General features: G+C 66.4%; 22 protein-coding genes and 1 pseudogene. 11 read left to right on the top strand and 12 right to left on the bottom strand.

Going from position 1 to position 23,116, the window contains the following annotated elements:
- Window positions 1-70 precede the first annotated feature (70 nt).
- On the top strand, window positions 71-847 hold the full coding sequence (locus CL52_RS15450; RefSeq protein WP_041104179.1) for a class II aldolase/adducin family protein: 777 nt from the start codon (window positions 71-73) through the stop codon (window positions 845-847).
- Here CL52_RS15450 and CL52_RS15445 read toward each other — a convergent pair.
- The 3 genes from CL52_RS15445 to olsB are packed head-to-tail and all read right to left on the bottom strand — an operon-like array spanning window position 835 to window position 2,958.
- On the bottom strand, window positions 835-1,416 hold the full coding sequence (locus tag CL52_RS15445) for an acyl carrier protein phosphodiesterase (RefSeq protein WP_043221633.1): 582 nt from the start codon (window positions 1,414-1,416) through the stop codon (window positions 835-837). The two genes, CL52_RS15450 and CL52_RS15445, sit on opposite strands and share 13 nt — an antisense overlap.
- A 25-nt stretch (window positions 1,417-1,441) precedes the next feature.
- The gene (locus CL52_RS15440; protein ID WP_043221631.1) at window positions 1,442-2,212 is read right to left on the bottom strand and encodes a lysophospholipid acyltransferase family protein; all 771 of its coding nucleotides are present in this window, start codon (window positions 2,210-2,212) and stop codon (window positions 1,442-1,444) included.
- Window positions 2,209-2,958 carry an L-ornithine N(alpha)-acyltransferase gene (gene olsB, locus CL52_RS15435; protein ID WP_043221630.1) on the bottom strand — a complete coding sequence of 250 codons (750 nt, stop codon included), beginning with the start codon at window positions 2,956-2,958 and terminating at the stop codon, window positions 2,209-2,211. The genes CL52_RS15440 and olsB overlap by 4 nt, the downstream gene beginning before the upstream one ends.
- A gap of 171 nt (window positions 2,959-3,129) precedes the next feature.
- Here olsB and CL52_RS15430 point away from each other — a divergent pair, with 171 nt between their 5' ends.
- From CL52_RS15430 to CL52_RS15420, 3 genes are all read left to right on the top strand, one after another.
- Window positions 3,130-4,029: an acyl-CoA dehydrogenase middle domain-containing protein gene (locus CL52_RS15430; protein WP_043221628.1), complete on the top strand. Its 900-nt coding sequence runs from the start codon at window positions 3,130-3,132 to the stop codon at window positions 4,027-4,029.
- A 192-nt stretch (window positions 4,030-4,221) separates the two neighbouring features.
- A complete protein-coding gene (locus tag CL52_RS15425) occupies window positions 4,222-5,385 on the top strand; it encodes a phospholipase D-like domain-containing protein (RefSeq protein WP_043223247.1) in 1,164 nt (387 codons plus the stop codon).
- A gap of 84 nt (window positions 5,386-5,469) precedes the next feature.
- Window positions 5,470-6,051 (top strand): DJ-1/PfpI family protein, encoded by a 582-nt coding sequence (locus CL52_RS15420; RefSeq protein WP_041104188.1) that lies wholly within the window; start codon window positions 5,470-5,472, stop codon window positions 6,049-6,051.
- A 47-nt stretch (window positions 6,052-6,098) separates the two neighbouring features.
- Here the strand turns inward: CL52_RS15420 and CL52_RS15415 are convergent, their stop codons facing one another.
- A complete protein-coding gene (locus CL52_RS15415) occupies window positions 6,099-7,622 on the bottom strand; it encodes a fumarate hydratase (RefSeq protein ID WP_043221626.1) in 1,524 nt (507 codons plus the stop codon).
- Window positions 7,623-7,815: 193 nt separating this feature from the next.
- On the opposite strand from CL52_RS15415, the gene CL52_RS15410 reads away from it, so the two are divergent.
- From CL52_RS15410 to CL52_RS15400, 3 genes are all read left to right on the top strand, one after another.
- Window positions 7,816-8,946 carry a GGDEF domain-containing protein gene (locus CL52_RS15410; RefSeq protein ID WP_041104192.1) on the top strand — a complete coding sequence of 377 codons (1,131 nt, stop codon included), beginning with the start codon at window positions 7,816-7,818 and terminating at the stop codon, window positions 8,944-8,946.
- Window positions 8,939-9,880, top strand: coding sequence for an iron-sulfur-binding ferredoxin reductase (locus CL52_RS15405; protein ID WP_043221624.1), 942 nt, complete (start codon window positions 8,939-8,941; stop codon window positions 9,878-9,880). Before CL52_RS15410 ends, CL52_RS15405 begins: the two co-directional genes overlap by 8 nt.
- A gap of 130 nt (window positions 9,881-10,010) precedes the next feature.
- A complete protein-coding gene (locus CL52_RS15400) occupies window positions 10,011-11,213 on the top strand; it encodes an ISL3 family transposase (RefSeq protein ID WP_074519829.1) in 1,203 nt (400 codons plus the stop codon).
- Between the two features lie 21 nt (window positions 11,214-11,234).
- Here CL52_RS15400 and pyk read toward each other — a convergent pair whose 3' ends face one another.
- Window positions 11,235-12,689: a pyruvate kinase gene (gene pyk, locus CL52_RS15395; RefSeq protein ID WP_043221621.1), complete on the bottom strand. Its 1,455-nt coding sequence runs from the start codon at window positions 12,687-12,689 to the stop codon at window positions 11,235-11,237.
- A 142-nt stretch (window positions 12,690-12,831) separates the two neighbouring features.
- Between pyk and CL52_RS15390 the strand changes: the two genes are divergently transcribed.
- From CL52_RS15390 to CL52_RS15380, 3 genes are read left to right on the top strand one after another with little or no spacing between them, the layout of a single operon-like run.
- A complete protein-coding gene (locus CL52_RS15390; RefSeq protein ID WP_043221619.1) occupies window positions 12,832-13,209 on the top strand; it encodes a tetratricopeptide repeat protein in 378 nt (125 codons plus the stop codon).
- 30 nt (window positions 13,210-13,239) lie between these two features.
- A complete protein-coding gene (locus CL52_RS15385) occupies window positions 13,240-13,662 on the top strand; it encodes a DUF4124 domain-containing protein (RefSeq protein WP_043221618.1) in 423 nt (140 codons plus the stop codon).
- A 48-nt stretch (window positions 13,663-13,710) separates the two neighbouring features.
- On the top strand, window positions 13,711-14,121 hold the full coding sequence (locus CL52_RS15380) for a PilZ domain-containing protein (protein WP_041104209.1): 411 nt from the start codon (window positions 13,711-13,713) through the stop codon (window positions 14,119-14,121).
- A 7-nt stretch (window positions 14,122-14,128) separates the two neighbouring features.
- Here CL52_RS15380 and CL52_RS15375 read toward each other — a convergent pair whose 3' ends face one another.
- The 6 genes and pseudogenes from CL52_RS15375 to CL52_RS21530 form a co-directional block, all read right to left on the bottom strand.
- Window positions 14,129-15,460, bottom strand: a complete 1,332-nt coding sequence (locus CL52_RS15375; RefSeq protein ID WP_043223245.1) for a DUF58 domain-containing protein — start codon at window positions 15,458-15,460, stop codon at window positions 14,129-14,131.
- 28 nt (window positions 15,461-15,488) lie between these two features.
- Window positions 15,489-16,505 carry an AAA family ATPase gene (locus CL52_RS15370; RefSeq protein WP_043221616.1) on the bottom strand — a complete coding sequence of 339 codons (1,017 nt, stop codon included), beginning with the start codon at window positions 16,503-16,505 and terminating at the stop codon, window positions 15,489-15,491.
- Window positions 16,502-17,671, bottom strand: a complete 1,170-nt coding sequence (locus tag CL52_RS15365) for a DUF4350 domain-containing protein (protein ID WP_043221614.1) — start codon at window positions 17,669-17,671, stop codon at window positions 16,502-16,504. Before CL52_RS15365 ends, CL52_RS15370 begins: the two co-directional genes overlap by 4 nt.
- Window positions 17,668-19,185 carry a DUF4129 domain-containing protein gene (locus CL52_RS15360; protein ID WP_043221612.1) on the bottom strand — a complete coding sequence of 506 codons (1,518 nt, stop codon included), beginning with the start codon at window positions 19,183-19,185 and terminating at the stop codon, window positions 17,668-17,670. The genes CL52_RS15365 and CL52_RS15360 overlap by 4 nt, the downstream gene beginning before the upstream one ends.
- A complete protein-coding gene (locus CL52_RS21535; RefSeq protein WP_043223241.1) occupies window positions 19,172-20,158 on the bottom strand; it encodes a stage II sporulation protein M in 987 nt (328 codons plus the stop codon). The genes CL52_RS15360 and CL52_RS21535 overlap by 14 nt, the downstream gene beginning before the upstream one ends.
- Window positions 20,156-20,848, bottom strand: a pseudogene (locus tag CL52_RS21530) (RDD family protein); the annotation flags it as partial. The gene CL52_RS21535 and the pseudogene CL52_RS21530, both read right to left, overlap by 3 nt.
- A 170-nt stretch (window positions 20,849-21,018) precedes the next feature.
- Here CL52_RS21530 and sbcB point away from each other — a divergent pair.
- Window positions 21,019-22,449, top strand: coding sequence for an exodeoxyribonuclease I (sbcB, locus tag CL52_RS15350; RefSeq protein WP_043221610.1), 1,431 nt, complete (start codon window positions 21,019-21,021; stop codon window positions 22,447-22,449).
- A gap of 59 nt (window positions 22,450-22,508) precedes the next feature.
- Here the strand turns inward: sbcB and mvaT are convergent, their stop codons facing one another.
- On the bottom strand, window positions 22,509-22,889 hold the full coding sequence (gene mvaT / locus CL52_RS15345) for a histone-like nucleoid-structuring protein MvaT (RefSeq protein WP_041104219.1): 381 nt from the start codon (window positions 22,887-22,889) through the stop codon (window positions 22,509-22,511).
- Window positions 22,890-23,116 lie beyond the last annotated feature (227 nt).

Below are 23,116 nucleotides of genomic sequence, written 5' to 3'. Positions count from 1 at the left end.
CAGGGCCACTATCGGCACGCAGCTCCGTAGCTAGAATCAGCGCACCGATAATGACAACAAGAGGTGCGCCGTGACTGTTCTACATACCCTGCCATCGCTCAAGAGCCAGGTCAGTGCCGCCGAATGGCAGACCCGCGTCGACCTGGCTGCCTGTTACCGGCTGGTGGCCCTGCACGGCTGGGATGACCTGATCTTCACCCACATCTCGGCCAAGATTCCTGGCACCGAGCATTTTCTGATCAACCCCTACGGGCTGATGTTCCACGAGATCACCGCCTCGAACCTGGTGAAGATCGATCTGGCCGGCAACCGCCTGATGGACGGCCCCTACGATATCAACCCGGCCGGCTACACCATTCACAGCGCTATCCATGAGGTGCGCGAGGATGTTGCGTGCGTGCTGCATACGCACACGGCCGCCGGTGTGGCGGTGTCGGCGCAACGACAGGGCGTGCTGCCGATCAGCCAGCAGTCGCTGTTCGTCCTGTCGAGCTATGCGACGCACGGCTATGAGGGGGTGGCGCTGAATCATGACGAGAAGGCGCGCCTGCAGGCCGATCTCGGCGAGGCGTCGTTCATGCTGCTGCCCAACCATGGTCTGCTGACCTGCGGCGGCAGCATCGCCGACACCTTCCTGATGATGTTCATCTTCCAGCGCGCCTGCGAAATCCAGGTGATGGCGCAGAGTGGCGGCGCCGAGCTGGTGGCCATCCCTCAGCAGATCCTGGCCGGGGCCAAGGCAATGGCCGCTGGCGTGACCCGCTCGCCGAACGGCATGGGTGGCGCGCTGGCCTGGCCGGCGCTGCTCCGCAAACTGGACGCCCAGAGCCCCGGCTACGCCGAGTGAGCGGCGGTTGCGGCGAAACGCTGCAGCTGTGGGTAGAACGCGTGGAAGTCGGCGCTGAGCGGGCGGTAGAGCCGCTCCAGTTCGGCCATCGCGCCAAGCAGGCCCTCCGGGCGTGACAGCCGCCGGCTCATGCCGTGCAGCACCTGCTCGAGCACACCGAATTCGCGGTAGCTGCCGAGCCAGTCCTGCGCGGCCATGCGCGGTGCGATGAGGCCGAGCTTGCCAGGCAGTTCGGCCTCGGCAGCCAGCACCCGGTAGACACGGTGGGTGAACTGGGCGAGCGGCTCGTCGCTGAACTGCGGCCAGTGCGTGGCCAGGCAGTGGTCGAAGAACAGGTCAACGAGGATGCCGGCGTAGCGGCGCCGATCCTGCGCGAAGCGTGCCTTGGCGGCGAGTACCTGGGCATGGCTGTCGGTAAAGGCATCGATGCGCCGGTGCAGGCGAATGCCGGCTTCGACCGCTGCCGGCCATTGGCCACGCAGCGGCCCCTTGACGAAATCGCCGTAGAGGCTGCCGAGCAGGGCGTCAGGTTCCTGGCCGCCGAGATGCAGATGAGCGAGGTAGTTCATCGCTGCAGCTTAGCCGATGTCCCGCTCAGGCTGCCTGGGCTAGCGGGCGTTCGGCGCCGAACAGCGCCTCGGCGATGGCTCCGTGCGCCAGCGCGGCGAGTTCGCTGCGGGAGCGGCCAGCGCTGACGATCGGCGGCAACAGCAGGACCTCGACCTCGACGGTGCCATGGCGCAATAGCCGGAAGAGGTGCGCGGGCAGTTCATCGTCGTCGATGTAGGGCGTGATCCGGTCAGGGCGGCCGTCGCGGCGGTAACGCAGCGCCACCGGCTGGATGGCAGCGCCGCTCACCACCGCAGCCTCCAGCAGGCGCGGATGAAAGCGGCGCAATCGCGAGCCGTCGGTCGAGGTGCCCTCGGCAAATATCAGCAGGCTCTGGCGTCCGGCCAGGCGCTCGGCCAGCTGCTCCCCGACCCGCCGGCTATCGCCTGCGCCACGGGAGATGAAGGCTGTGCCTGCCTGCCGGGCCAGATAGCCGAGCAGGGGCCAGCGCGCGACCTCCTGCTTGGCGAGAAACGACAGCGGCGCCACGCCGCCCAGCACCGGGATATCGACCCAGGAGATGTGGTTGGCCAGCCACAGCATCGGCTGCTCGGCAGGCTGGCCGATGACGCGCACGCGCAACGGAAGCGCGGCGGTGACGCGGCCGAGAAAGCGCTGCGTCAAGCGTTGGCGCACAGCGGCCGAGGCGGGGCAACCGAGCCGCTCCCGACACGCCAGCCCGGCCGCGGTCAGCAGGCCGGCAAGCAGCACCGGGGCCAGCCGCAACAGCCTGGTGCACAGCCTGCCGGTGCTCATACCGCCGCCTTGAAGTGACGCGCATAGCGTGGGCATAGCTCCTCGCGCTTGAGCAGGATGAACAGGTCGGCGACCTGGAATTCCGGGTCCCAGCAGGGTTCGCCACAGATCTTCGCGCCCAGCCGCATATAGGCCTTGAGCAGGGGCGGCAACTGCGCGGTGACGTTGCCTGGTACTGCGATCTCCGGCAGGGGCGTCATCGGCTCGGCGTGGAGCAGGTCGGTGCTCAGGTGCGTGTCGCGCAACTTCTGCATGATGGCCTGGGCCTGCAGGCCGCCGTCGCGCATGGAGACGCTGGCGCAGCCGATCAGATAGCGGTAACCGCCGCGATTCAGCGCTTCGGCCAGTTCGGCCCAGAGCACGCCGATCGTTGCGCCGTTGCGGTAGCCGGGGTCGACGCAGGTGCGGCCGATTTCCAGCACCGGGGCGTCGAGCCGGTCCAGCCCGCGCAGGCGGAACTCGCCCTCGCTGTAGAACCGCCCAAGCCGCCCGGCGGCATCGCCGTCGAGCAGGCGAGTGGTCGCGACCAGGCGACCATCGCGGCCGTCGCGCACGCCGAGGTGCCGACAATGCGGGTCGAACTCGTCGGCATCCAGCCCGGTGGCCGCGCCGGGCAGGCTGGCGCCGAACTCGCTGGCGAATACGCGGTAGCGCAATGCCTGCGCCTCGCGAAGGGCGCCGGGGTGGTCGAGATACTCGGCCTGTAGCGAGCGCAGGTTGCGAGAGGGAATGGCGCTGACACTCATGCGGACCTCCTGTTGCCCCGGCGGGGCGGTGTTGGCAAGCTGCCGGGAGCGTCTGTCGCGCCCCTCGTGCTGACGGGCCCAAACTAGGCCGGGCGGGTGTCGGGCACGTGACGAAGCGGTGATGCTTGGATGACGGCGCGCTCGACTCGAGGCAAGACAGAGGAGCAAGCGATGTTCTGGAATGACCTGCTCGGCCCGGCGCCGCCACCGGTGGAGGTCGCCGACCTGCGCGGCTGGTTTGCCGAACTGCAGAGCGCTGCGGGTGCCGACAGCTTCAGGCTGGCGCTGATCGGCGGGCGACGGTCGGCGACCCCGGGCCTGGCGTTTCTCGCCGGTTATCAGGCCGCCTTGCGGGCCCTGTGGGGCGAGGCCCCGGACGGCCTGGGCGCCCTCTGCGCCACCGAACAGCGGCAGCTCTCGCCGGCCGGCATGCAGACGCGCCTGGCGGCCGGCTGCCTGTCTGGCAGCAAGGACTTCGTCACCGCGGGCGATGCGGCGCAATGGCTGCTGGTGCCGGCGCGCAGCGAGGCAACCGGCGATACGCCGCGGCTGGCGTTATGTCTGCTGCCGGCGGCCGGTGCCGGCGTGCAGCTATGTTCCGGTCCGGCCTTGCCGGTCGTGCCCGACATCCCGCACGCCCGCTTACGGCTCGACAGGGCCCCTTGCCAGGTGTTGCCGGGCGATGGTTGGGCCGATTACGTCAAGCCGTTTCGTACCCATGAGGATATCCATGTGCTGGCTGCGCTCGGCGCCTGGCTCTATGCCCGTCTGCTGCCGGCCGAGGGGCCGCAGGCAGCCTCTGTATCCCTGGCCGCCTTGCTCGCCAGCCTGCGCGAGATCGCCCGATTGCCGGCCGCCGCGGCCGACACGCACCTGTTGCTGGCCGGAGCCATCGAGCAGTTCGCCGTCCTGCAGGACCGGCTGGCGCCGTGTCTGCCCGCCCGACTGGCTGCTGAATGGCAACGCGACCGAGCGATCCTGGGGATCGCCCGGCAGGCACAGGGGCGCCGTCTGTCTCGGGCGTTACAGGCGCTGGGCATCGAGTCGGTCGCTCAGTGCGGGCCGGACTAGGGCGAACTCTTTGCGTGCCTCAAGGGTCTGGGTAATCTAGCTGCGCCGCGCGCAGGGGCCATACGAAAAGCCCCCGCCTGCGGCGATCACCGGATCGATCCAGACAAGGGATTTCATGTCACTGTGCCGTGGTTCGGCTCGCTTGCCGCATAGCTTCATGCCCTTCATGCCATTACCGGAGCGCCGCCCATGATGCTGGCCGGCGAGGTGCTGCCCTGGCGTGAAGGCAATCGCTTCCATCTGCTGGTAGACGGGCCGAACTTTTTTCCTGCGATGCTCGATGCGCTGGCGCAAGCCGAGCGGACCATCGACCTGGAACTCTATCTGGTCGAGGATGGGCGTTGCCTGGACCGGCTGCTGAGCGTTCTGCTGGCGGCGGCCGAGCGGCGTGTGCGGATTCGTTGCCTGTTCGATGGCTTCGGCTGCTTCAAGCTCGGCCAGCGCAACCGCGAACGGTTGGCCAGCGCCGGCATCGAAGTGCGGCTGTACAACCCGCTGGAGCTGCGTCTGTGGTTCCGCAACCTGCACCGCGACCATCGCAAGATCGTGCTGATCGACAGCGAGACCGTGTTCATCGGCGGTACGGGCGTGACCGACGATTTCTGGGACCCGGACAACCCGCGCCAGCACTGGCACGAGGTCATGGTCAAGGCCAGTGGCCCGGTGGTGCAGGACTGGCAGCGCCTGTTCGATAGCCAGTGGGCATCCTGCCTGACCCGGCGCCGTATCTGGCACCTGCCACAGCCGAGCCGTGCGCCGCGTATTCCGCTGCGCCCGGAGGCCTCGCAAGGCATGGGCCGGGTCGCCTACGCAGCCGCGCGTCAGCACAGCGACGTGCTGCACAGCCTGCTGCGCAAACTGCACCGCGCCGAGCAGCGCATCTGGCTAGCCACACCTTATTTCCTGCCCACCGGCAAGGTGCGGCGGGCGCTGATCCGGGCGGCGCGCCGGGGTGTCGATGTGCAGTTGCTGCTGACCAGCCGCAACACCGACCACCCGCCGGTCCGCTACGCCGGGCAACGCTTCTATCCGCGCCTGCTGCGCGCCGGTGTGCGGATACACGAATATCGACCACACTTCCTGCACATGAAGATGGTCATGGTCGATGACTGGGTCAGCGTCGGTTCGTGCAATTTCGACCACTGGAACCTGCGCTGGAACCTCGAGGCGAACCTGGAGGCCATCGACCCGGCGCTCACCGATGAGGTGACGCGCTGCTTCCAGCAGGATTTCGACGAGAGTCGCGAGGTGACACTCCGGCGCTGGTACGCTCGGCCACTGCACGTGCGGCTGTATCAGCGTATGTGGGGCTGGCTCGACCGGCTGCTGGTCAATATCTTCAACCGCGGGGGCTAGAGGCGTCGCGGTCGCGCCACGGCGCGATTCTGGCGGCTCCGGCTGTCGCTGCATCACCACTGGCGCTTACCCAAGGAGCTTTGCATGGCTGCCAAGAACATCCTGATGCTGGTCGGCGATTACGCCGAAGACTACGAGACCATGGTGCCGTTCCAGGCGCTGCAGATGGTCGGCCACCGCGTGCATGCCGCCTGCCCGAACAAGAAGGCCGGCGACAGCGTGCGTACCGCGATCCACGATTTCGAGGGCGACCAGACCTACAGCGAGAAGCCGGGGCACAATTTCGCGCTCAATACCGACTTCGAAGGCCTGCGCGCCGACGATTTCGACGCGCTGCTGATTCCCGGTGGGCGTGCGCCGGAATATCTGCGCCTGAACGAAGAGGTGTTGGCGTTGGTTCGTGCCTTCGACGCGGCTGGCAAGCCGATCGCCGCCGTCTGCCATGGCGCGCAACTGCTGGCGGCCGCGGGGGTGCTCAAGGGCCGTGCCTGCAGTGCCTACCCGGCCTGCGGACCGGAAGTGAAGCTGGCCGGCGGTGAGTACGTCGACATCCCGGTCGACCAGGCCCATACCCAGGGCAACCTGGTCACGGCGCCGGCCTGGCCCGCTCACCCGGCCTGGCTGGCAGCCTTTCTGAAGCTGCTCGGTACGCGAATCGAACTGTAGAAACGAAAACGCCCGGCGACTGCCGGGCGTTTTTTGCACCTGGGCGGTTACTTCACTTCGACCGCGAGCGACTCGGCGATCTTGTGCTGCCAGAGTGCCGGACCGGTGGTGTGTACCGATTCGCCCTGGGTGTCGACCGCCACGGTCACTGGCATGTCCTGCACCTCGAACTCGTAGATGGCTTCCATCCCGAGCTCTTCGAACGCCAGCACCTTGGACTTCTTGATCGCCTGGGCGACCAGGTAGGCGGCGCCGCCGACGGCCATCAGGTAGACGGCCTTGTTGTCGCGGATCGCGTCGATCGCGATCGGGCCGCGCTCGGACTTGCCGATCATGCCCAGGAGGCCGGTGCTCTCGAGGATCTGGCGGGTGAATTTGTCCATCCGCGTCGCGGTGGTCGGGCCGGCCGGGCCAACCACTTCGTCACGCACCGGATCGACCGGGCCAACGTAATAGATGAAGCGGCCCTTGAGGTCCACCGGCAGCTGTTCGCCCTTGTTCAGCATGTCGACCATGCGCTTGTGCGCGGCGTCGCGGCCGGTGAGCATCTTGCCGTTGAGCAGGATGGTCTCGCCCGGCTTCCAGCTCTGCACTTCTTCCGGGGTAATGGTGTCGAGGTTGACGCGGCGCGCGCTCGGGCCGGCTTCCCAGACGATTTCCGGGTAGGCGTCCAGCGGCGGCGGGGTCAGCTCGGCCGGGCCGGAACCATCGAGCACGAAGTGCGCATGGCGGGTCGCGGCGCAGTTGGGGATCATGCACACCGGCAAGGAGGCGGCGTGGGTCGGGTAGTCCATGATCTTGACGTCGAGCACGGTGGTCAGGCCGCCCAGGCCCTGAGCGCCAATGCCCAGCTGGTTGACCTTGTCGAACAGCTCCAGGCGCAGCTCCTCGATGCGGTTCTGCGGGCCGCGGGCCTTGAGCTCGTGGATGTCGATCGGGTCCATCAGGACTTCCTTGGCCATCACCGCGGCCTTCTCGGCGGTGCCGCCGATGCCGATGCCGAGCATGCCCGGCGGGCACCAGCCGGCGCCCATGGTCGGCACGGTCTTGAGCACCCAGTCGACGATCGAGTCGGACGGGTTGAGCATGGCCATCTTCGACTTGTTCTCCGAGCCACCGCCCTTGGCGGCCACATCCACCTCGACTTTGTCACCCGGGACGATGGAGTAATGGATGACGGCCGGGGTATTGTCCTTGGTGTTCTTGCGGGAACCTGCCGGGTCGGCCAGGATCGAAGCACGCAGCACGTTGTCCGGGTTGTTGTAGGCGCGACGTACGCCTTCGTTGATCATGTCGTCCAGACTCATGCTGGCGCCGTCCCAGCGCACGTCCATGCCGACCCGGACGAACACGGTGACGATGCCGGTGTCCTGGCAGATCGGGCGATGCCCGGTGGCGCACATGCGCGAGTTGATCAGGATCTGCGCCATGGCGTCGCGTGCAGCCGGAGACTCTTCCCGAAGGTAGGCTTCATGCATCGCCTGAATGAAATCGACGGGATGGTAATAGGAAATGAATTGCAAAGCGTCGGCGACGCTTTGAATCAGGTCGTCTTGCTTGATCACGGTCATGCAGCGCGTCCTCTAGGCGGGGCGGGTAGCGAGCGCGACGGCACGGATGACGCGCTCAGGTAAAAAAACGCGCGGCAGTATACCGCGTCGTACAGTCCGTAACACGGCTGAACCAGGAGAGAGAAATGCAGGCCAAGGTCGGCGACAGGGCTACCAGCGATCGCGGTGCAGCGGCGCACCCGGATGGAGCGCGATGAACATGGGGCGTAACGAAAGGGATCAGGTCGCTCTGCAGCAGCTGGTCACCAAGCGATTCGCCATGGCGGCAGGCACCTATGGCTTGGCGCTGATGCTCACCTGGCTGACGGTTGCCGCGGGGTTTTATCAGGCCTCGGTGCAGAGCGCCGTGATCTGTTCGGCGTTGATCGTGCTCAGCCAGCTCGGCTTTTTCTGGATGTTCCAGAGCGGTCTGAACCTGAAGTTCAAGGACCCCAGCCTGACCGAGCTGCAGGTCACCGTGGCGCTCATCTGGCTCACCTATTTTCTCGCCAACCTGGGCGAGGCGCGCGGTTCGCTGCTGATTCTGTACCTGCTGGTGCTGATGTTCGCGGTGCCGCTGCCACCAAAGATTTTCATGCGATACGCGGCGCTCGCGTTCGCCAGTTTTCTCGCGGTGACGCTCACCGATCTGCTGCTCGAACGGTTGCACCGGCCGGAGCTCGCGCTGCTGGAGGGCGCGGTGCTGCTGGTGGCGTTGGTCTGGATGTGTCTGTTCGTCGGCCATATCTACCGGTTGCGCCAGCGCATGCGGCAACGACGGGTGGCCCTGCAGGCGCACCAGGACACCTTGCGCGGGATGATGCGCCAGCTCGAGGATCTGGCGTCGACCGACGAGCTGACCGGGCTGTTCAACCGTCGCCACTTCCTGCGCCTGGCCGAAACCCAGCTCAACCGCTTGCGCCGCGGGCACCAGATCGGCCTGGCGTTGATCGACCTCGACTATTTCAAGCGCATCAACGATCGGCACGGACATGCCGCAGGTGACCGCGTCCTGCAGACATTCGCCGCGGTATCGCGAGCCTGCCTGCGCGACGGCGACGTGCTGGCGCGGTATGGCGGCGAAGAGTTCGTGTTGCTGTTGCCGGACACCGACGCCGAGCAGTTCGCCGGCTGTTGCGAGCGCCTGCGCGAGGCATTCGCCCAGGCCGAGCCGCTGGACAGCACGATTGCGCGCGGCGAGCTGAGTCTGTCCATCGGGCTGACCTTGATGGAGGCGGGCGACGGGCTCGATGAGGCGCTGCAGCGCGCCGACGAGGCGCTGTACCGGGCCAAGCGCGCCGGGCGTAATCGTTGCGAAACCTCCTGGGCGGCCAGCGATGCCTGAACTGAGTTGCCGCGGCCGTCGCTGGCAGGTCGAGGAGGGCACCAATCTGCTCGACGCCCTGAATACCGCGGGCATGGCCGTGCCCTACAGCTGTCGTGCCGGCAGTTGTCACGCCTGTCTCGTGCAATGCACGTCCGGCCAGCCGGAGGACGCGCAGCCCCAGGCGCTGGATTCCGAACGTCATGCGCAGGGTTGGCGTCTAGCCTGCCAGTGCCGGATGGCCGGTGATCTGGCCGTTACGTTGTTCGATCCGCTCGTCGATGGCGTGCCTGCTACCGTGCAGAGCTGCCACTGGCTGGCCGGTGAGGTCCTGCAGCTGCGTCTGCAACCGGCGCGACCGCTGCGTTATGCCGTTGGTCAGCATCTGCTGCTCTGGCTCGACGGCGTGGCGCGTCCGTACTCGTTCGCCAGCCTGCCGGACGAGGATACAGCTCTCGAATTCCACATCGACTGCCGCAAGCCGGGTGCGTTCGCTGACGCGCTGCGCCGGGTCAGGGTCGGCAGCCGGCTGGCGCTTGGCGAGCGGCACGGCGGTGCGTTGCACTACGATCCGGAGTGGGTTCGCCAGCCGTTGCTGTTGTTGGCTGCCGGCACCGGTCTGGCACCGCTCTGGGCGATACTGCGCGAGGCTCTGCGCCAGGGCCACGAGGCGCCGATCCGCCTCATCGCCGTGAGCCACGCTGAGCATTACTTCGCCGCTCCCCTGCAGGCGCTGGCCGAACGCCACCCGGACATCGAGCTCAGTCTGCTGACCACCTCCGAATGGGGCGAACGGCTCGGCGCGCTGCGCATCGCCTCGCGTGGCGAGATTGCCTTGGTCTGTGGCGGCCCGGGGTTCGTCGAGGCCGCAAGCCGGCGACTGTTTCTCGCCGGGCTGCCGCGCCGGCAGCTGTTCAGCGACTGCTTCGTCGGGCGCAACGAAGCTCCGGCGTAGAAAAAGGGGCTCCGTGGAGCCCCTTTTTCTAGGTTCTTCGCAGACTCTGGGGGAAGAGCGAGTTGACAGTCAGGGAAGCAGGTAAATTGGCAGTCGCCAAACACACCCTTCACCTGTCCCTGCTGTCGCCGTGCATCCTATTGATCTTGCCGCTTTCTGGCCAGGCTATGACGCCGTTGCCTGCCGCCCATCCGCCAACAACTTCCTTCTGATTGAACTCGAGCCTCAAGCCGGTTCAGTGCCCAAATGCGGGCGTTGTGGTCAGCTCAGCCCGTTGATTCACGAGCGCCGGATTCGTCTGGTGCGTGATCGTGATCTGTTCGATCAGCGCGTCCTGCTTCAACTTCCAGTGCGCCGAGTCGATTGCCTGAACTGTGGTCGGGTGACCGAGCGGATCGACTGGCTGGAGCCTGCATCTCGCCTAACCCAGCGGTTACGGGTCTGGCTCGAAAGCTTGCTGCGGCGGCTGCCGATCAGCCACGTCAGCCAGCTCACCGGCCTGCACTGGCACACCCTCAAGACGCTCGATAAACGACGCCTGCAAGCCGAGGTAGGCACCTTCGATTCACATGGTGTCCGCCGCCTGGTGATGGACGAGTTCGCCCTGCACAAGGGGCATCGCTATGCCACGGTCATCATGGATGCCGAGCGAACACGGGTGCTGTGGGTCGGCCACGGCAACAGCCGTGAGTCGATCCGCCCGTTCTTTGAATTGCTCGGCGAGCATTGCCAACAGATCGAGGCGGTGGCTATGGACATGAACACGGCTTTTGACCTGGAGGTGAAAAAGCATTGCCCGCAGGCCGAAGTGGTGTACGACCTGTTTCACGTCGTCGCGCGCTACGGGCGGGATGTGATCGACCGTATCCGGGTCGACCAGGCCAACCTTCTGCGCGAAGACAAGCTGGCACGAAAGGCGGTCAAGCAGAGTCGTTGGCTGCTGCTGCGCAATCGCGACAACCTGAAGGCCGGACAGGCCGTGCAGTTACAGGAACTGCTCGCTGCCAACCAGCCGCTGGCTACGGTCTATGTGCTCAAGGATGCGCTGAAGGATGTCTGGTACGCCCCCAGCGTACGAGAGGGTTGGCGGCGCTGGCGAACCTGGCTGCGGCATGCTCGCGAGAGCGGCCTCGCGCCACTGCAACGCTTTGCTCGCAACCTGCGCAAATACGCCCGAGGCATCCTTGCCAGTGCCCACTTCCACATGCATACCAGCGTCCTTGAGGGGGTTAACAACCGCATCAAGGTGATCAAGCGCATGGCCTATGGTTTCCGGGACTCGGAATACTTCTTTCTGAAAATCAAGGCTGCCTTCCCCGGGAAAGCGCGATGAACCTTTTTCTACGCCTCGCGATCACATCAGCGAATCGCCGACGCGCAGGATCTTCATGGTGTTGGTGCCGCCAGTGGAGTCGTGGTAGCTGTCGCCCTTGGTCAGGACCACCCAGTCGCCCGGCTCGACGATGTTGCGCTTGACCAGCTCGTCTACCGCCGCCTGGCTCACCTTGTCGGCCGGCAGTGCGGCCGGGTCGAAGGGGATGGTCTGCACACCGCGGAACAAGGCGACGCGCGCCTGGGCATCGCGATGCGGAGTGAAGGCAAAGATCGGCACCGAGGAACGGATGCGCGACATGATCAGCGTCGTGTAGCCGCTTTCGGTCAGGCTGATGATCGCCTTGACGCCGGGGAAGTGGTTGGCGGTGTACATCGCCGCCAGCGCGGTGCTTTCGTCGCAGCGGCTGAAGCTCTGCCCCAGACGATGACCGGACTTGATGCTGGTCGGGTGCTTTTCCGCGCCGACGCAAACGCGGGCCATCGCCTTGATCGCCTCGACCGGGTATTCGCCGGCAGCGCTTTCGGCCGAAAGCATCACGGCATCGGTGTAGTCGAGGACCGCGTTGGCTACATCGGACACCTCGGCGCGTGTCGGCATCGGGCTGTGGATCATCGACTCCATCATCTGCGTCGCGGTGATCACCACCTTGTTGTTGCGACGTGCATGCAGAATGATCTTCTTCTGGATGCCGACCAGCTCGGCGTCGCCGATTTCCACACCAAGGTCGCCACGCGCCACCATGACGCCGTCACTGGCGCGGATCAGGCCGTCCAGGGCCTCGTCGTCGGCGACCGCTTCGGCGCGTTCGATCTTGGCGATCAGCCACGCCTTGGAGCCGGCTTCGTCACGCAGGCGCCGGGCCAGCTCCATGTCTGCCGCATCGCGCGGGAAGGAAACCGCCAGGTAGTCGAGTTCAAGGTCGGCTGCGAGCTTGATGTCGGCCTTGTCCTTGGGCGTGAGCGCCGGAGCGGTCAGGCCGCCGCCGCGACGGTTGATGCCCTTGTTGTCCGACAGCGGGCCGCCGATCAGCACCGTGCAGTGCAGTTCGTCGGCGGTGGCGTTGTCCACGCGCATCACCACGCGGCCGTCGTCGAGCAGCAATTCGTCACCGATGCCGCAGTCCTTGACCAAGTCCGGATAATCGATACCGACCACCTGCTGGGTGCCCGCGTCGCGCGGATGGGTCACGGAGAAACGGAACTGGTCGCCTTCCTTCAGCTCGATGCGCTTGTCGGTGAACTTGGCGATGCGGATCTTCGGCCCCTGCAGGTCGCCGAGCAGCGCCACGAAACGACCATGCCGGGCGGCCAGTTCACGGACCAGGTTGGCGCGGGCGCGATGCTCTTCCGGCGAGCCGTGCGAGAAGTTCAGGCGGGCAACGTCCAGGCCGGCGAGAATCATTTTCTCGAGCACGTCCGGCGAGCTGCTGGCCGGGCCGAGGGTGGCGACGATCTTGGTGCGACGCAGGGTCATTCATAGGCTCCTTCTTCTGATGAGCGGCAGGCTACTACGCTGTTTTGCTGTAGTCATCGTCAGCGGGCCACTACCCTTTTCCGTTGCCGTCTGCCTGCAGTTCCGCCATTGACGGCCGATAAGCCGGCACGGAGGACATCTCATGCGCATCCTGATCATTCTCGTGTTTGCCCTGACCAGCGCCGGCTGCAGCAGCCGGCATGCCCTGGACCGTTACCTGGACGAGGCCTACGGCCGTTATCAGGCCGGCGATTGTGGCGGCGCGCAGCTGGCGCTTTCGCAGGCCGAGCGGCTCAAGCGAGTGCGGCCCGGCGTACAGCCGGAAATCTCGCTGTTGCGCGGCCAGTGCCTGGAGCGCCAGGGGCTGTTCGTCGATGCCGCAGAGACCTATCGCTTCATCCAGGCTCAGTACCCCACCAGCGAATATGCCTATCGAGCCGCGGCTCGGCTGGAGACGCTGCGTCAACTGGGGCACTATCGCCCAGGTGAACAAGCGGTTCCGCATCCGGTCGCGCGCTGACCGGTCGGCCACGGCCTCCAGGAGGGAAGCATGCGTAGCTGGGTTCTGATCCTTGCGTTGTCGCCGGTGCTGGCGCAGGCGCAGATCTATCGCTGGACGGACGAGCAGGGCCGGGTGCATTTCAGCCAGCAGCCGGTGGCGGGTGCGACGCCGGTCGAGGTGAAACCGCAGGTGATCGAACGTGACGCCGCAACCCTCGAGCGTGAACGGCGCAGCGAGCGCTATTTCGATGCGCGTCGCCAGGAAAACCGCCAGGCCGCGGCCAGCGCCGCTGCCGAGCGTGCCGAGCGCGAGCAGGAATGCAAGGTGCTCGAGGAGCGACTGGCGCGCCTGCAGCTCGGCGGACGCTACTTTCGCAACAATGCAGAGGGTGAGCGGGTCTACTACAGTGAGAGCGAAATAGAGGCAGCACGACGTCAACTGGCCACTCGCATCCAGCAGCGCTGTCGCTGACGGATCGTCCCGTGGCCGCGGTGCGCCGTAGGCCAGGGATTCGATGACATGAGCAACCAGCGTCGCATTCAACGGCATCAACTGCCGTACTACCTGAATGTCTTCAACCGCTACACCGACAGGCCGTTGGGCTTCATCGGCAATCTCTCCGAAGGGGGGCTGATGCTGATCAGCCGCTATCCGATGATGCTGGCGCAGCGCTTCGAGATGCGCCTGAAGGTGCCCGGCCAGGACAGCAAGATCCATTACGTGGATTTCAGCGCCATGAGCCTCTGGTCACGCGAGGATGTCACGCCCGGCAGCTACGACACGGGGTTCGCCCTGATTACCCCGTCGCCGGAGATTCGCGACATGATCGATGCCCTGCATCACTACTTCAGCTTCCGCCCCGGCGCCCTGGGGCCCTTCGTTCCGCCGTCCGGTGCTTCGACCGACAAGGGCTGCTGCCAAGGCGTCTAGCAGTGACTCAGAGCGCGCCGGCGCGTTTCATCGCCAGGTAACGTTGCACCAGAGCCGGCCCCAGCTCCGCCGGGCGTGCCTCGACGATCGGCACCCGGCGTGCCTGCAGGCTGCGCAGCTGTGCCTGGCGCGCATGGGTGTAGGCCACCGTGCCGCAATAGGCGAGTGCATCGTCGTATCGTTCGACCGGCTGTTGGCGCAGTTGTTCGAGCACCTCCTCGCGCAGGCTCGCGAACATCACCCGATGCCGTTGCGACAGGCGTGCCAGGGCCGGCTGCAGCTGATCATCATCCTCGTCGCGCAGGTTGCTGATGAAAATCACCAGGGCCCGACGTTTCTGATGGCGCAGCACCCTGTCGACTGCGTCCAGGTAGTCCGCCGGCTGCAGGCTGCAGCTGGCGTCGTACAGGCTGTCGAGCAGGATGCCCAGTTGCCGGCTGCCCTTGCCGGGCGCGACGAAGCGCGGTGTCTCGCAGGCAAAGGTGCCAACACCGACGGCGTCACCCTGGCGCAGCGCGGCATAGGCCAGCAGCAGGCTGGCGTTGAGCGCATGGTCGAAATGCGAAAGGTGGTCTTCCTGGCTGCGCATCCGGCGCCCGCAATCGAGCATCAGCAGTACCTGCTGGTCACGTTCGTCCTGGTATTCGCGGGTGATCGGTGCGTGCATGCGCGCCGTCGCCTTCCAGTCGATCTGGCGCAGGGTGTCGCCGTCGCGGTACTCGCGTAGCTGATGGAATTCGAGCCCCAGGCCCCGGCGCGGCTGCGGATGCACACCCAGTCGGGCGAGCCATTCCTCGAGGCCGCGAAAATCGGCGCCGTGCAGCCGGGTGAAGTCCGGGTACACGCGGGCTTCGTCCACCCGCGGCAACAGGCGCCGGCTGCGCCAGAGGCCGAATGGACTGCGCAGGCTGATCTCGCATCGCTCGAAGCGCATGCGCCCGCGCTGCTCGGGGCGGATGCGGTAGCGCAGCCGGGCCGCGCCGTGTGCGTCGAGGGTCAGGGCCTGTGGTTGCCCGGCGAAATCGAGACCGGCCGGAGGGTGATCATGCACCTCCACGCGCAGCGCGCGAGGTTCCACGGAGGCCAGGTTCAGCTCGACCTCTGTCCAGCGTCCCAGTGCCAGCCGGGCGGGAAGCGAGCGGCTGCAGCGCGGTGACGCCAGCCGCGTCAGCCGCAGTGCATCCACCAGCGCGACGCCCGCCAGCGCCAGCAACGCCCCCCACCACAGCAGGTGCCAGTGTTGGCCCGGCGAGCGTTCCAGTGCTTCCAGGGCGCCCAGGGCGATGCCGGCCGGCAGCAGGGCGCCGAGCGCCGCGAGCAGGCTTCGGGTCGGGTTCAGAAACTGGCGCATGGGCGCGACTCGGTCGTCACGCACGCGGTGCTGCGACCTGGTCGAGCAGCTGGTGCAGCAGCTGGTCGGTCGTCAGCCCTTCGATTTCCAGCTCCGGTGCCAGCCGGACGCGATGGCGCAGCACCGCCAGGGCACAACGCTTGATGTCATCCGGCGTGACGAAGTCGCCGCCGCGAAGCAGAGCCCGAGCGCGGCCGCCACGAACCAGCGCGATCGACGCGCGCGGCCCCGCACCGAGCGCGAGGCCGGGCCAGTCGCGGGTGGCGCGAGCCAGGCGTACCGCATAGTCGAGCACCTGGTCGTCCAGCGGCAGGTCGGCAGCGATCTTCTGCATCGCCAGGAGGTCGCGCGCCGAGAGCCGTGCCTGCAGCGCGCTGACGTCAAGGATGTCGGCGCGGGCCGAACGGGTGACCTGGCGTACCAGGGTGAGCTCCTCGTCCGCCGCGGGGTAATCCATGCGCAGCATGAACATGAAACGGTCCAGCTCGGCTTCCGGCAGCGGATAGGTGCCCTCGTGCTCGATCGGGTTCTGCGTGGCCATGACCATGAACGGCTGGGGCACTGGCAGCGCGCGGCCTTCCAGGGTGACCTGCCTTTCCTGCATCACTTCCAACAGGGCGGCCTGGGTCTTGGCCGGCGCACGATTGATTTCGTCGGCCAGCAGCAGGTGCGTGAAGACCGGGCCGCGGCGCAGCTTGAACTGCTCGCTGCCCAGGTCGTACACGGCATGCCCGGTGACATCGCTGGGCATCAGGTCAGGGGTGAACTGGATGCGTGCGAACTCGCCGCCGAAGCAGCGCGCCAGGGCACGCACCAGCAGCGTCTTGCCGAGCCCGGGGACGCCCTCGACCAGCACGTGGCCGGCCGCAAGCAGGGCAGTCAGCACGCCCTCGATCACCTCGTCCTGGCCGATCACCGCCTTGCGCAGTTCCTCGCGCAGAGCTCCGGCGAGCAGAGTGGCGCGCTGACGCGGCGTCTGGGCGACGGGGGCCTCTTCGGCAGCGTAGGTGGGTTGGCTATCGGATTCGCTCATAAGGCATTCCTGAGTCGTTGCAGGGATTCGACCTGCCGGGTGAAGTCGACCGCACCGCGGCGGCGGGCATCGTCCAGGCGCATGGCCTGCTCGACGGCCTCGAGCGGCAGCCGCGAAAGCTGGGCCAGTACCTGATGTCGCGCTGTCTGCTCGAGCTGCTCGAAGCCGGGATGCAGGTGCGTGGCGCGCTGGGCAATGTCGTGCTGCAGGGTTTCGAGCAGTGCGCGTTCGCCACAGCGCCGCCGGACAAAGGCGGCGCTGGCGTAGAGATGTTCCTGCAGGCGCCGGCGCTGGGGGGAGGGTGCGGCCAGCGCCGGCCCTTCACGACGAGCCAGGTACCAGAGGCCAAGCACCAGCAGCAGAGCCAGGGCGAGCAGCGCTTCGGGGAAATGACGCAGCAGCGCATCCAGCAGCCCTGTCGGCTCGCTGCGCTGGACGAGGGTGACCCGGGTGTTCTGGCTGAGGTAGGCGAGCAGCCAGGCGTGATCGTATTCGGCGATACGGTCGTTCTGCCAGATCCAGGCATCGGTCAGCACCGTGACCAGGCCTTGCCCGTGCCTGAGCTGCAGCATGTGCGTGGCCGCGGCGCTGTTGGCCCAGGCATGCGCACGGTTGCCGGCGTCGTAGAGGTGGAAGTCGGTATCGAAGGCCAGGTAGGCCGGACGATTCTGCCCTTGCAGGAACAGGCGGGTCAGTTGCGGGTCGTGCTCGGGGTCGCCCGGGTCGGCATGCGGATCGCCCTTGCCGGCGTCTTTGGCCTCGCTCTGGTACTGCTGCAGCCCGAGCCCGTCGAGCAGCAGATCGCCGCTGCGGCCCGCGGTTTCGTCCCAGAGCCGCTCGGCAACGAACACCAGATGCCCGCCGTGCTCGGCCCACTGCAGCAGGCGCTCGCTCTGCCGTGCGGTCAGCTGGCTGCGGTCGGCCAGATACAGCAGGGTGTGAGCCTGTGTCGGCAGCTGGTCCGGACGGCCCGCCCCGCCGAAACGTTCGACTTCGATCCCGGACTCGCGCAGAAACAGCTCGGCGGCGAGATACGGATTGCGCCGGGCTTCGGCCGTGGGCCCCTTGTCGACGCTCTGCTCGTAGAACTGCAGCTGCGTCGCGACATACGGCGCGAGCAGGGCCAGGGCGGCAAGGGCGAGGTAGATCGGCAGCCGACGCTTCATGACGGTCGCGCGCCTTCGAACAGGGCCCGCCAGCCGCCGCAGAGCTGGTCGCGTGCGTCAGCCCCGATAGGCAGGTGGCCGTAGGCCAGGCGCAGCCAGTGCCGGGTGAGCGTGTCGGTGTAGGCTCTCAGTTCCGGCGCGCCGAGGGTCTGTACGCATTGCAATACTTCGGTCTCGGTATGGGCGGCATGCAGCGGCAGGCCGTAGTCGTGCAGCAGGCGGCTGAGCAAGGCGCGGTAGAGCAGGCTGACGGCGGCGCGCGGGTGTTCGGCCCAGAGCTGCTCGGCCTCGCCGGCAACGTCGTCCGGCAGACTCTGCGGGGCGATCTCCAGGCCGAGCAAGCGTTCCGGGCCGGCCGCCGCAGCATTCGCTGGTGGGCGCCAGCCGAACACGCGCAGCCACTGGCGGTACCTCCAGGCCAGCGCGGCAACCCCTAGTACCAGAAGCGTCCAGAACAGCACCTCGACGACAGTCGCCAACTGCTCGGCGAACGGGCGAAGTCCGCCGAGCGACCAGTGGTCGAGCCAGCCCGTCGAAGGGGACTGGGGCTCGTCGCCGAGGCGCCAGCGAGTCACCGTCTCGTGCTGGTGGAACGGTGGTTGCTCGAGCAGCGCCTGAATCCGCTCGCTGGCGGCATCGCGGCTCAGCGGGTCGTCGGCCGGGCTCGCCAGCGACGGGGCCGCCGCAGGACTGTCGTCGGCCAGCGCGCGATCGGGCGCGCCGGCCAGGCACAACGAGAACGCCAACGGCGCGAGCAGCAGGCCAGGCAGCAATCGCTGGCGCAAGCGCCGGAAGCTCAGTTCGATATCCCAGGCCTCGAGCCGGGTGCGGCGGTTCAGATAGAGGCTGAAGCCACAGGCGACGTAGATCGGCTCCCAGATGATCAGCCCGAGCACGTACAGCAGGTTGGACAGGTGCTCCAGCCAGAGCCAGTCGTGATCGCCCAGCAGCAGCTCCTGCCAGCTCAGCTGTTGCAATGCCTGAGATGGCAGTAGCAGCAACAGCAACGCCGCCAGCCCCAGCCAGAGCAGCCCTTCGAGGTGGACGCCGACCAGGGTCAGCCAGCGCGCCGTACGCGCGCTGTGGCGGTGCAACGTTGCCAGGCGCCGGCTTCGCTCGCGTCCGGCCAGCTGTTCGAGCTGTAGGACTGGCAGATCGAAACTGCGCGTCATGCTCAGGCGGCGCCAGGTCAGGCTGGGCAACCACTGGTGACGCAGCAGGCCGGGCCAGGCACGCAGGCTCTGGCGCAAGCTCGGGGCCTCGCCGAACAACGCCTGCGAGAGCACGTGCAGCGGCAGGCGCTCGAACAGCGGCTTGAGCCACCAGAACAGCAGCACGGCAACGCCGGGCTGCTCCCAGAACGCCAGGCTGAGCAGCACGAATATCGGCAGGGTGATCGAGGCCCAGCCGGCGAGCAGCACGAATGCGTGGCGACGGGCCAGAAGTGTGCCGATATCCAGCGCTTCCCAGTTGCTGCGCGGTCGTACCGCCATGGTCGTTTCAGTCAGGCGCATGGCGGCTCCGTCCGGCCAGGCAGAAGTACAGCAGCACCAGCAGCCAGAGCGCGGCGCCCACGGCGAATTTCAGGGCCGGGGCGGGGTAGGTCATCGACGACCAGTAGGCTTCGATGAACGCGGCCAGCAGCAGCATCAGCATGGCGCCGGCCACCAAGCGTACGCTGATGGCGGCCGCCTGGCGCAGGGCCTCGCTTCTGGACCGCCGGCCCGGCGCGATCAGTGCCTGGCCCAGGCCGAGGCCGGCGGCACCAGCGAGCGTGATGGCGGTCAGCTCGAACGCGCCGTGGCCGATGACAAACGACCAGAAAGGCAGCTGATAGCCGATGTTGCCCAGATGGCCGGCGACCGTGCCGATGACCAGCCCGTTGTAGACGAGATAGAACAGGCTGCCGAGGCCAAGCAGCAGGCCGCCGGCGAAGGTCTGAAAGGCGATGCCGATGTTGTTCATCACATAGAAGCCGAACATCGCCCAGTCGTCGGCCGAGCCGCGCTCACCGAAGCGCCCGAGGCGGGTGGCGTCGGGATCGTACATCGCCTCCATGTCGGCAACCTGTTCGGCGGGCAGCACGGTGAAGACCAGGTCCGGAAACAGATGCACCAGCCATCCGCTTATCAGCAGCAGCCCGTAGAAGATGCCGCTGGCCAGCAGCACGCTGCGGCGCTGGCGGCGCACCAGGGCCGGGAAGCCAGCAAGGACGAAGCCCAGCAGGCGGCCGGGCAGGGGGCTGCGATGTCGGTAGAGCTGCCGGTGCCCTGCCAGCGCCAGCTGACGCAGACGTGTCAGCAGGCCTTCGCTGTAGCCGCGGCTGGTGGCTAGCGCCAGCTGCTGGCAGTGGCGGCGATAGGCGCTCGGAAAATCCTGCAACGCTGCAGATCGCCGCTCCCCGGTCTGCGCCAGGCGCTTGGCGAAGGCCTGCCACTGCGCTTCGTGCGCGGCCTCGAACGCAGCCTGACGCGTACTGCCGAGCAGCAGCCCGCTGGCGATCCCCTCCAGCTGCTCGCTGGCCTGCCCCGCCGAGCAGCCGAGCGGCTCTGCCAGGAGTGCGGCCAGTTCGCGGCGCCGCTCGCCGGAGAGCTGGTCGCCGCGCTCGGCGAAGGCAATGATCGCGCGCCGCTCGTCCTGCTCGAGCGCCACGGGGGCTTGCAGCGGTGCCGCCTGGAGGGCTGCACGGGGCTTGGCGGGGCGGTCGCGGTAAACCACCAGCGTTCCTGCGGCGATGTCGCCAAGTCGCCGGAACTGTGGATGAGCCAGGCACGAGAGCGTGCCGAGAAAGTAGCCCAGCGGCAGCATGTCGACGAAACGCAGCAGGTTGCGCGTCAGCGATGCCGCCCAGCCGACCGGCGTGCCGTCATCGTGGATCACCTCGAGACCTAGCCAGAGCTTGCCGGGGGTGCGGCCCTGGTTGAATACCTCGAACAGCACCATGTACCACCACTGGACGAGAAACAGGCACAGCGCACCGAGGCCGATGCCAAGCTTGCCGAGCAGGCCGAAGCCGAAGAACAGGGCGAGCAGGATCAGCCCGCGCAAGGCCAGGTCCACGGTAAAGGCGAGCGCACGCGGAACCAGCCCCGCCGGACGCAGCAGCAGGTCGATGCCCTCGGGCGTCTCTACCCGGTAGCGGTTGTCCAGCACCGGTTGGGAGCAGGCTGCGGTCAATGGAAAGGCTCGATCGTAAACAGCGAGCGACGATGCTATGCGCAGCTTTCGCTGGCGGCAATCGTCACGCCCGCCTTGATGCGAAAGGGCGCGCACTATCGGCCGTGCCGGTTTGCCCCGGCATTCCGGGCTGCTGCTAGACTGCCGCGCCTGACGAGGAGGGACGCGCTTTGGAATCGAGCATTTTCTGGTACGACTACGAAACCACCGGCATATCGCCCCGTTGCGACCGGCCGTTGCAGGTGGCCGGTATCCGTACGAACGAGGCGCTCGAGGAAATCGGCGAGCCACTCAACCTCTTTTGCAGGCCGTCGGACGATATCCTGCCGCACCCGGCGGCGTGCCTGGTCACCGGCATCACCCCGCAGGTCCTCGAGCGCGAGGGACTCTGCGAGGCCGAGTTCATGCATCGATTGCATCAGGAGCTGGCGCAGCCCGGTACCTGCGGCGCCGGCTACAACAACCTGCGCTTCGATGACGAGATGACGCGCTACAGCCTGTATCGCAATTTTTTCGATCCCTATGCGCGCGAGTGGCAGGGCGGCAACAGCCGTTGGGACCTCATCGACCTGGTGCGGACCGCTTACGCGCTGCGCCCGGAAGGGCTTCAGTGGCCGCAGGATGAGGGGCGCGTCTCGTTGAAGCTCGAACGGCTCACGGCGGCGAACGGGCTCGAGCACCTGCATGCGCACGACGCCCTGTCCGACGTACGCGCGACCATCGCTCTGGCGCGCTTGATTCGCGATGCACAGCCGCGGCTGTACGACTACCTGTTCCGGCTGCGGCGCAAGCATGCGGTGCTCGACCAGATCGAACTGTTCAAGCCGCTGGTGCATGTGTCCGGCCGTTTCTCGGCTCAGCGACACTTCATGGCCGTGGTGCTGCCCGTGGCGTGGCATCCATCCAATCGCAACGCCTTGATCGTCTGCGACCTGCACGCCGATCCCTCGCCGTTGTGGGACGAATCAGGCGAGACCCTGCGCAGGCGTCTTTATACGCGCCGCGAGGAGCTTGCCGAAAACGAGCTGCCGACGCCGCTCAAGCTGGTGCATGTCAATCGTTGCCCGGTGCTGGCGCCATTGAGCGTATTGCGGGATATCGACGTTCAGCGCCTGCAGCTGGACCTGCCGCTTTATCAGCGCCGGGCGCAAATGCTCTGTGAACGCCGCGAACAATGGCAGGGCAAGTTCGCTGCGATATATGCGCAGGAGGGCTATGAACCCTGCGAAGACCCGGAGCAGCAGCTCTACGATGGTTTTCTCGGTGAGCGCGACCGTCGGTTATGCGAACAGGTTCGCCTAGCAACTGCCGAGGAATGCGCAGGCCGCCAATGGATGTTTGATGACATACGCCTTGGCGAGCTTTTGTTTCGGTATCGGGCCCGCAACTTTCCGCAAAGTCTCAGCGAACAGGAACGGCTGCACTGGCACGACTTCTGCCGTCACCGCCTGTTGCAACCCGAATTCGGAGCGCCCAATACGCTGGCCCAGTTTGAGCAGACGTTGGGTCAGTTGCTGGAGCAGGCGACACCGGAGCAGGCCGTTGTTTTGCAATGCTGGCGCGAGCATGCGGCGCAGTTGCAAAGCCGCTATGGCCTGTGAAGCAATAAAAAGCCGCGCCCGATTGCTCGCTGGCGCGGCTGCGGTACTTCCGTAGCGGATTAACCGAGTACGGTGGACCAGCTTTCGACGGTGTCCGAACCCCACTTGGCCTTCCACTCTTTCAGCGTCTTGTGGTTGCCACCCTTGGTTTCGATCACTTCGCCCGAGTGCGGGTTCTTGTACTGCTTGACGCGACGAGCACGCTTGGGGGCCGGAGTGGCCTTTGCCGCGCGCTGTACCTTGCCGGCCTTTGCAGCGTCCGGATCGAGCAGGGCGATGATGTCGCGCAGCGACTTCTGATACTCGCCCATGAGTTCGCGCAGTTTGCCTTCGAACTCGAGCTCCTTTTTCAACTTGTCATCTGCCGAGAGGGACTTCAGGCGCTCCTGAAGTTCCTTGATGGCTTCTTCCGTTGCGCGGTATTCGCTGATCAGGGACATTTTGCTTCCTTGGATATAGGTTGTACGCAAGTGGGTGAATCATAGTCGGCGGTTTCAGGCAAAGTAAATATAGTTGAGCCCGTTATTTTCGAATGAAGTCGTAACAAAGCCGTTATTCGCTCGATATGTTTCCGGTTATTGGCTGTTGGGCTTTGTTCAACGGCCCCATCGTTTTCTCCGCACTCGGCTCGCGCCTCGGTCATGGCGAACTTAGTGAAACTTGGCTG

Source organism: Stutzerimonas balearica DSM 6083, from assembly GCF_000818015.1.
GTDB lineage: Bacteria > Pseudomonadota > Gammaproteobacteria > Pseudomonadales > Pseudomonadaceae > Stutzerimonas > Stutzerimonas balearica.
The sequence above is the reverse complement of the archived record's forward strand: the minus strand, read 5'-3'. Positions and strand labels throughout refer to the sequence as shown.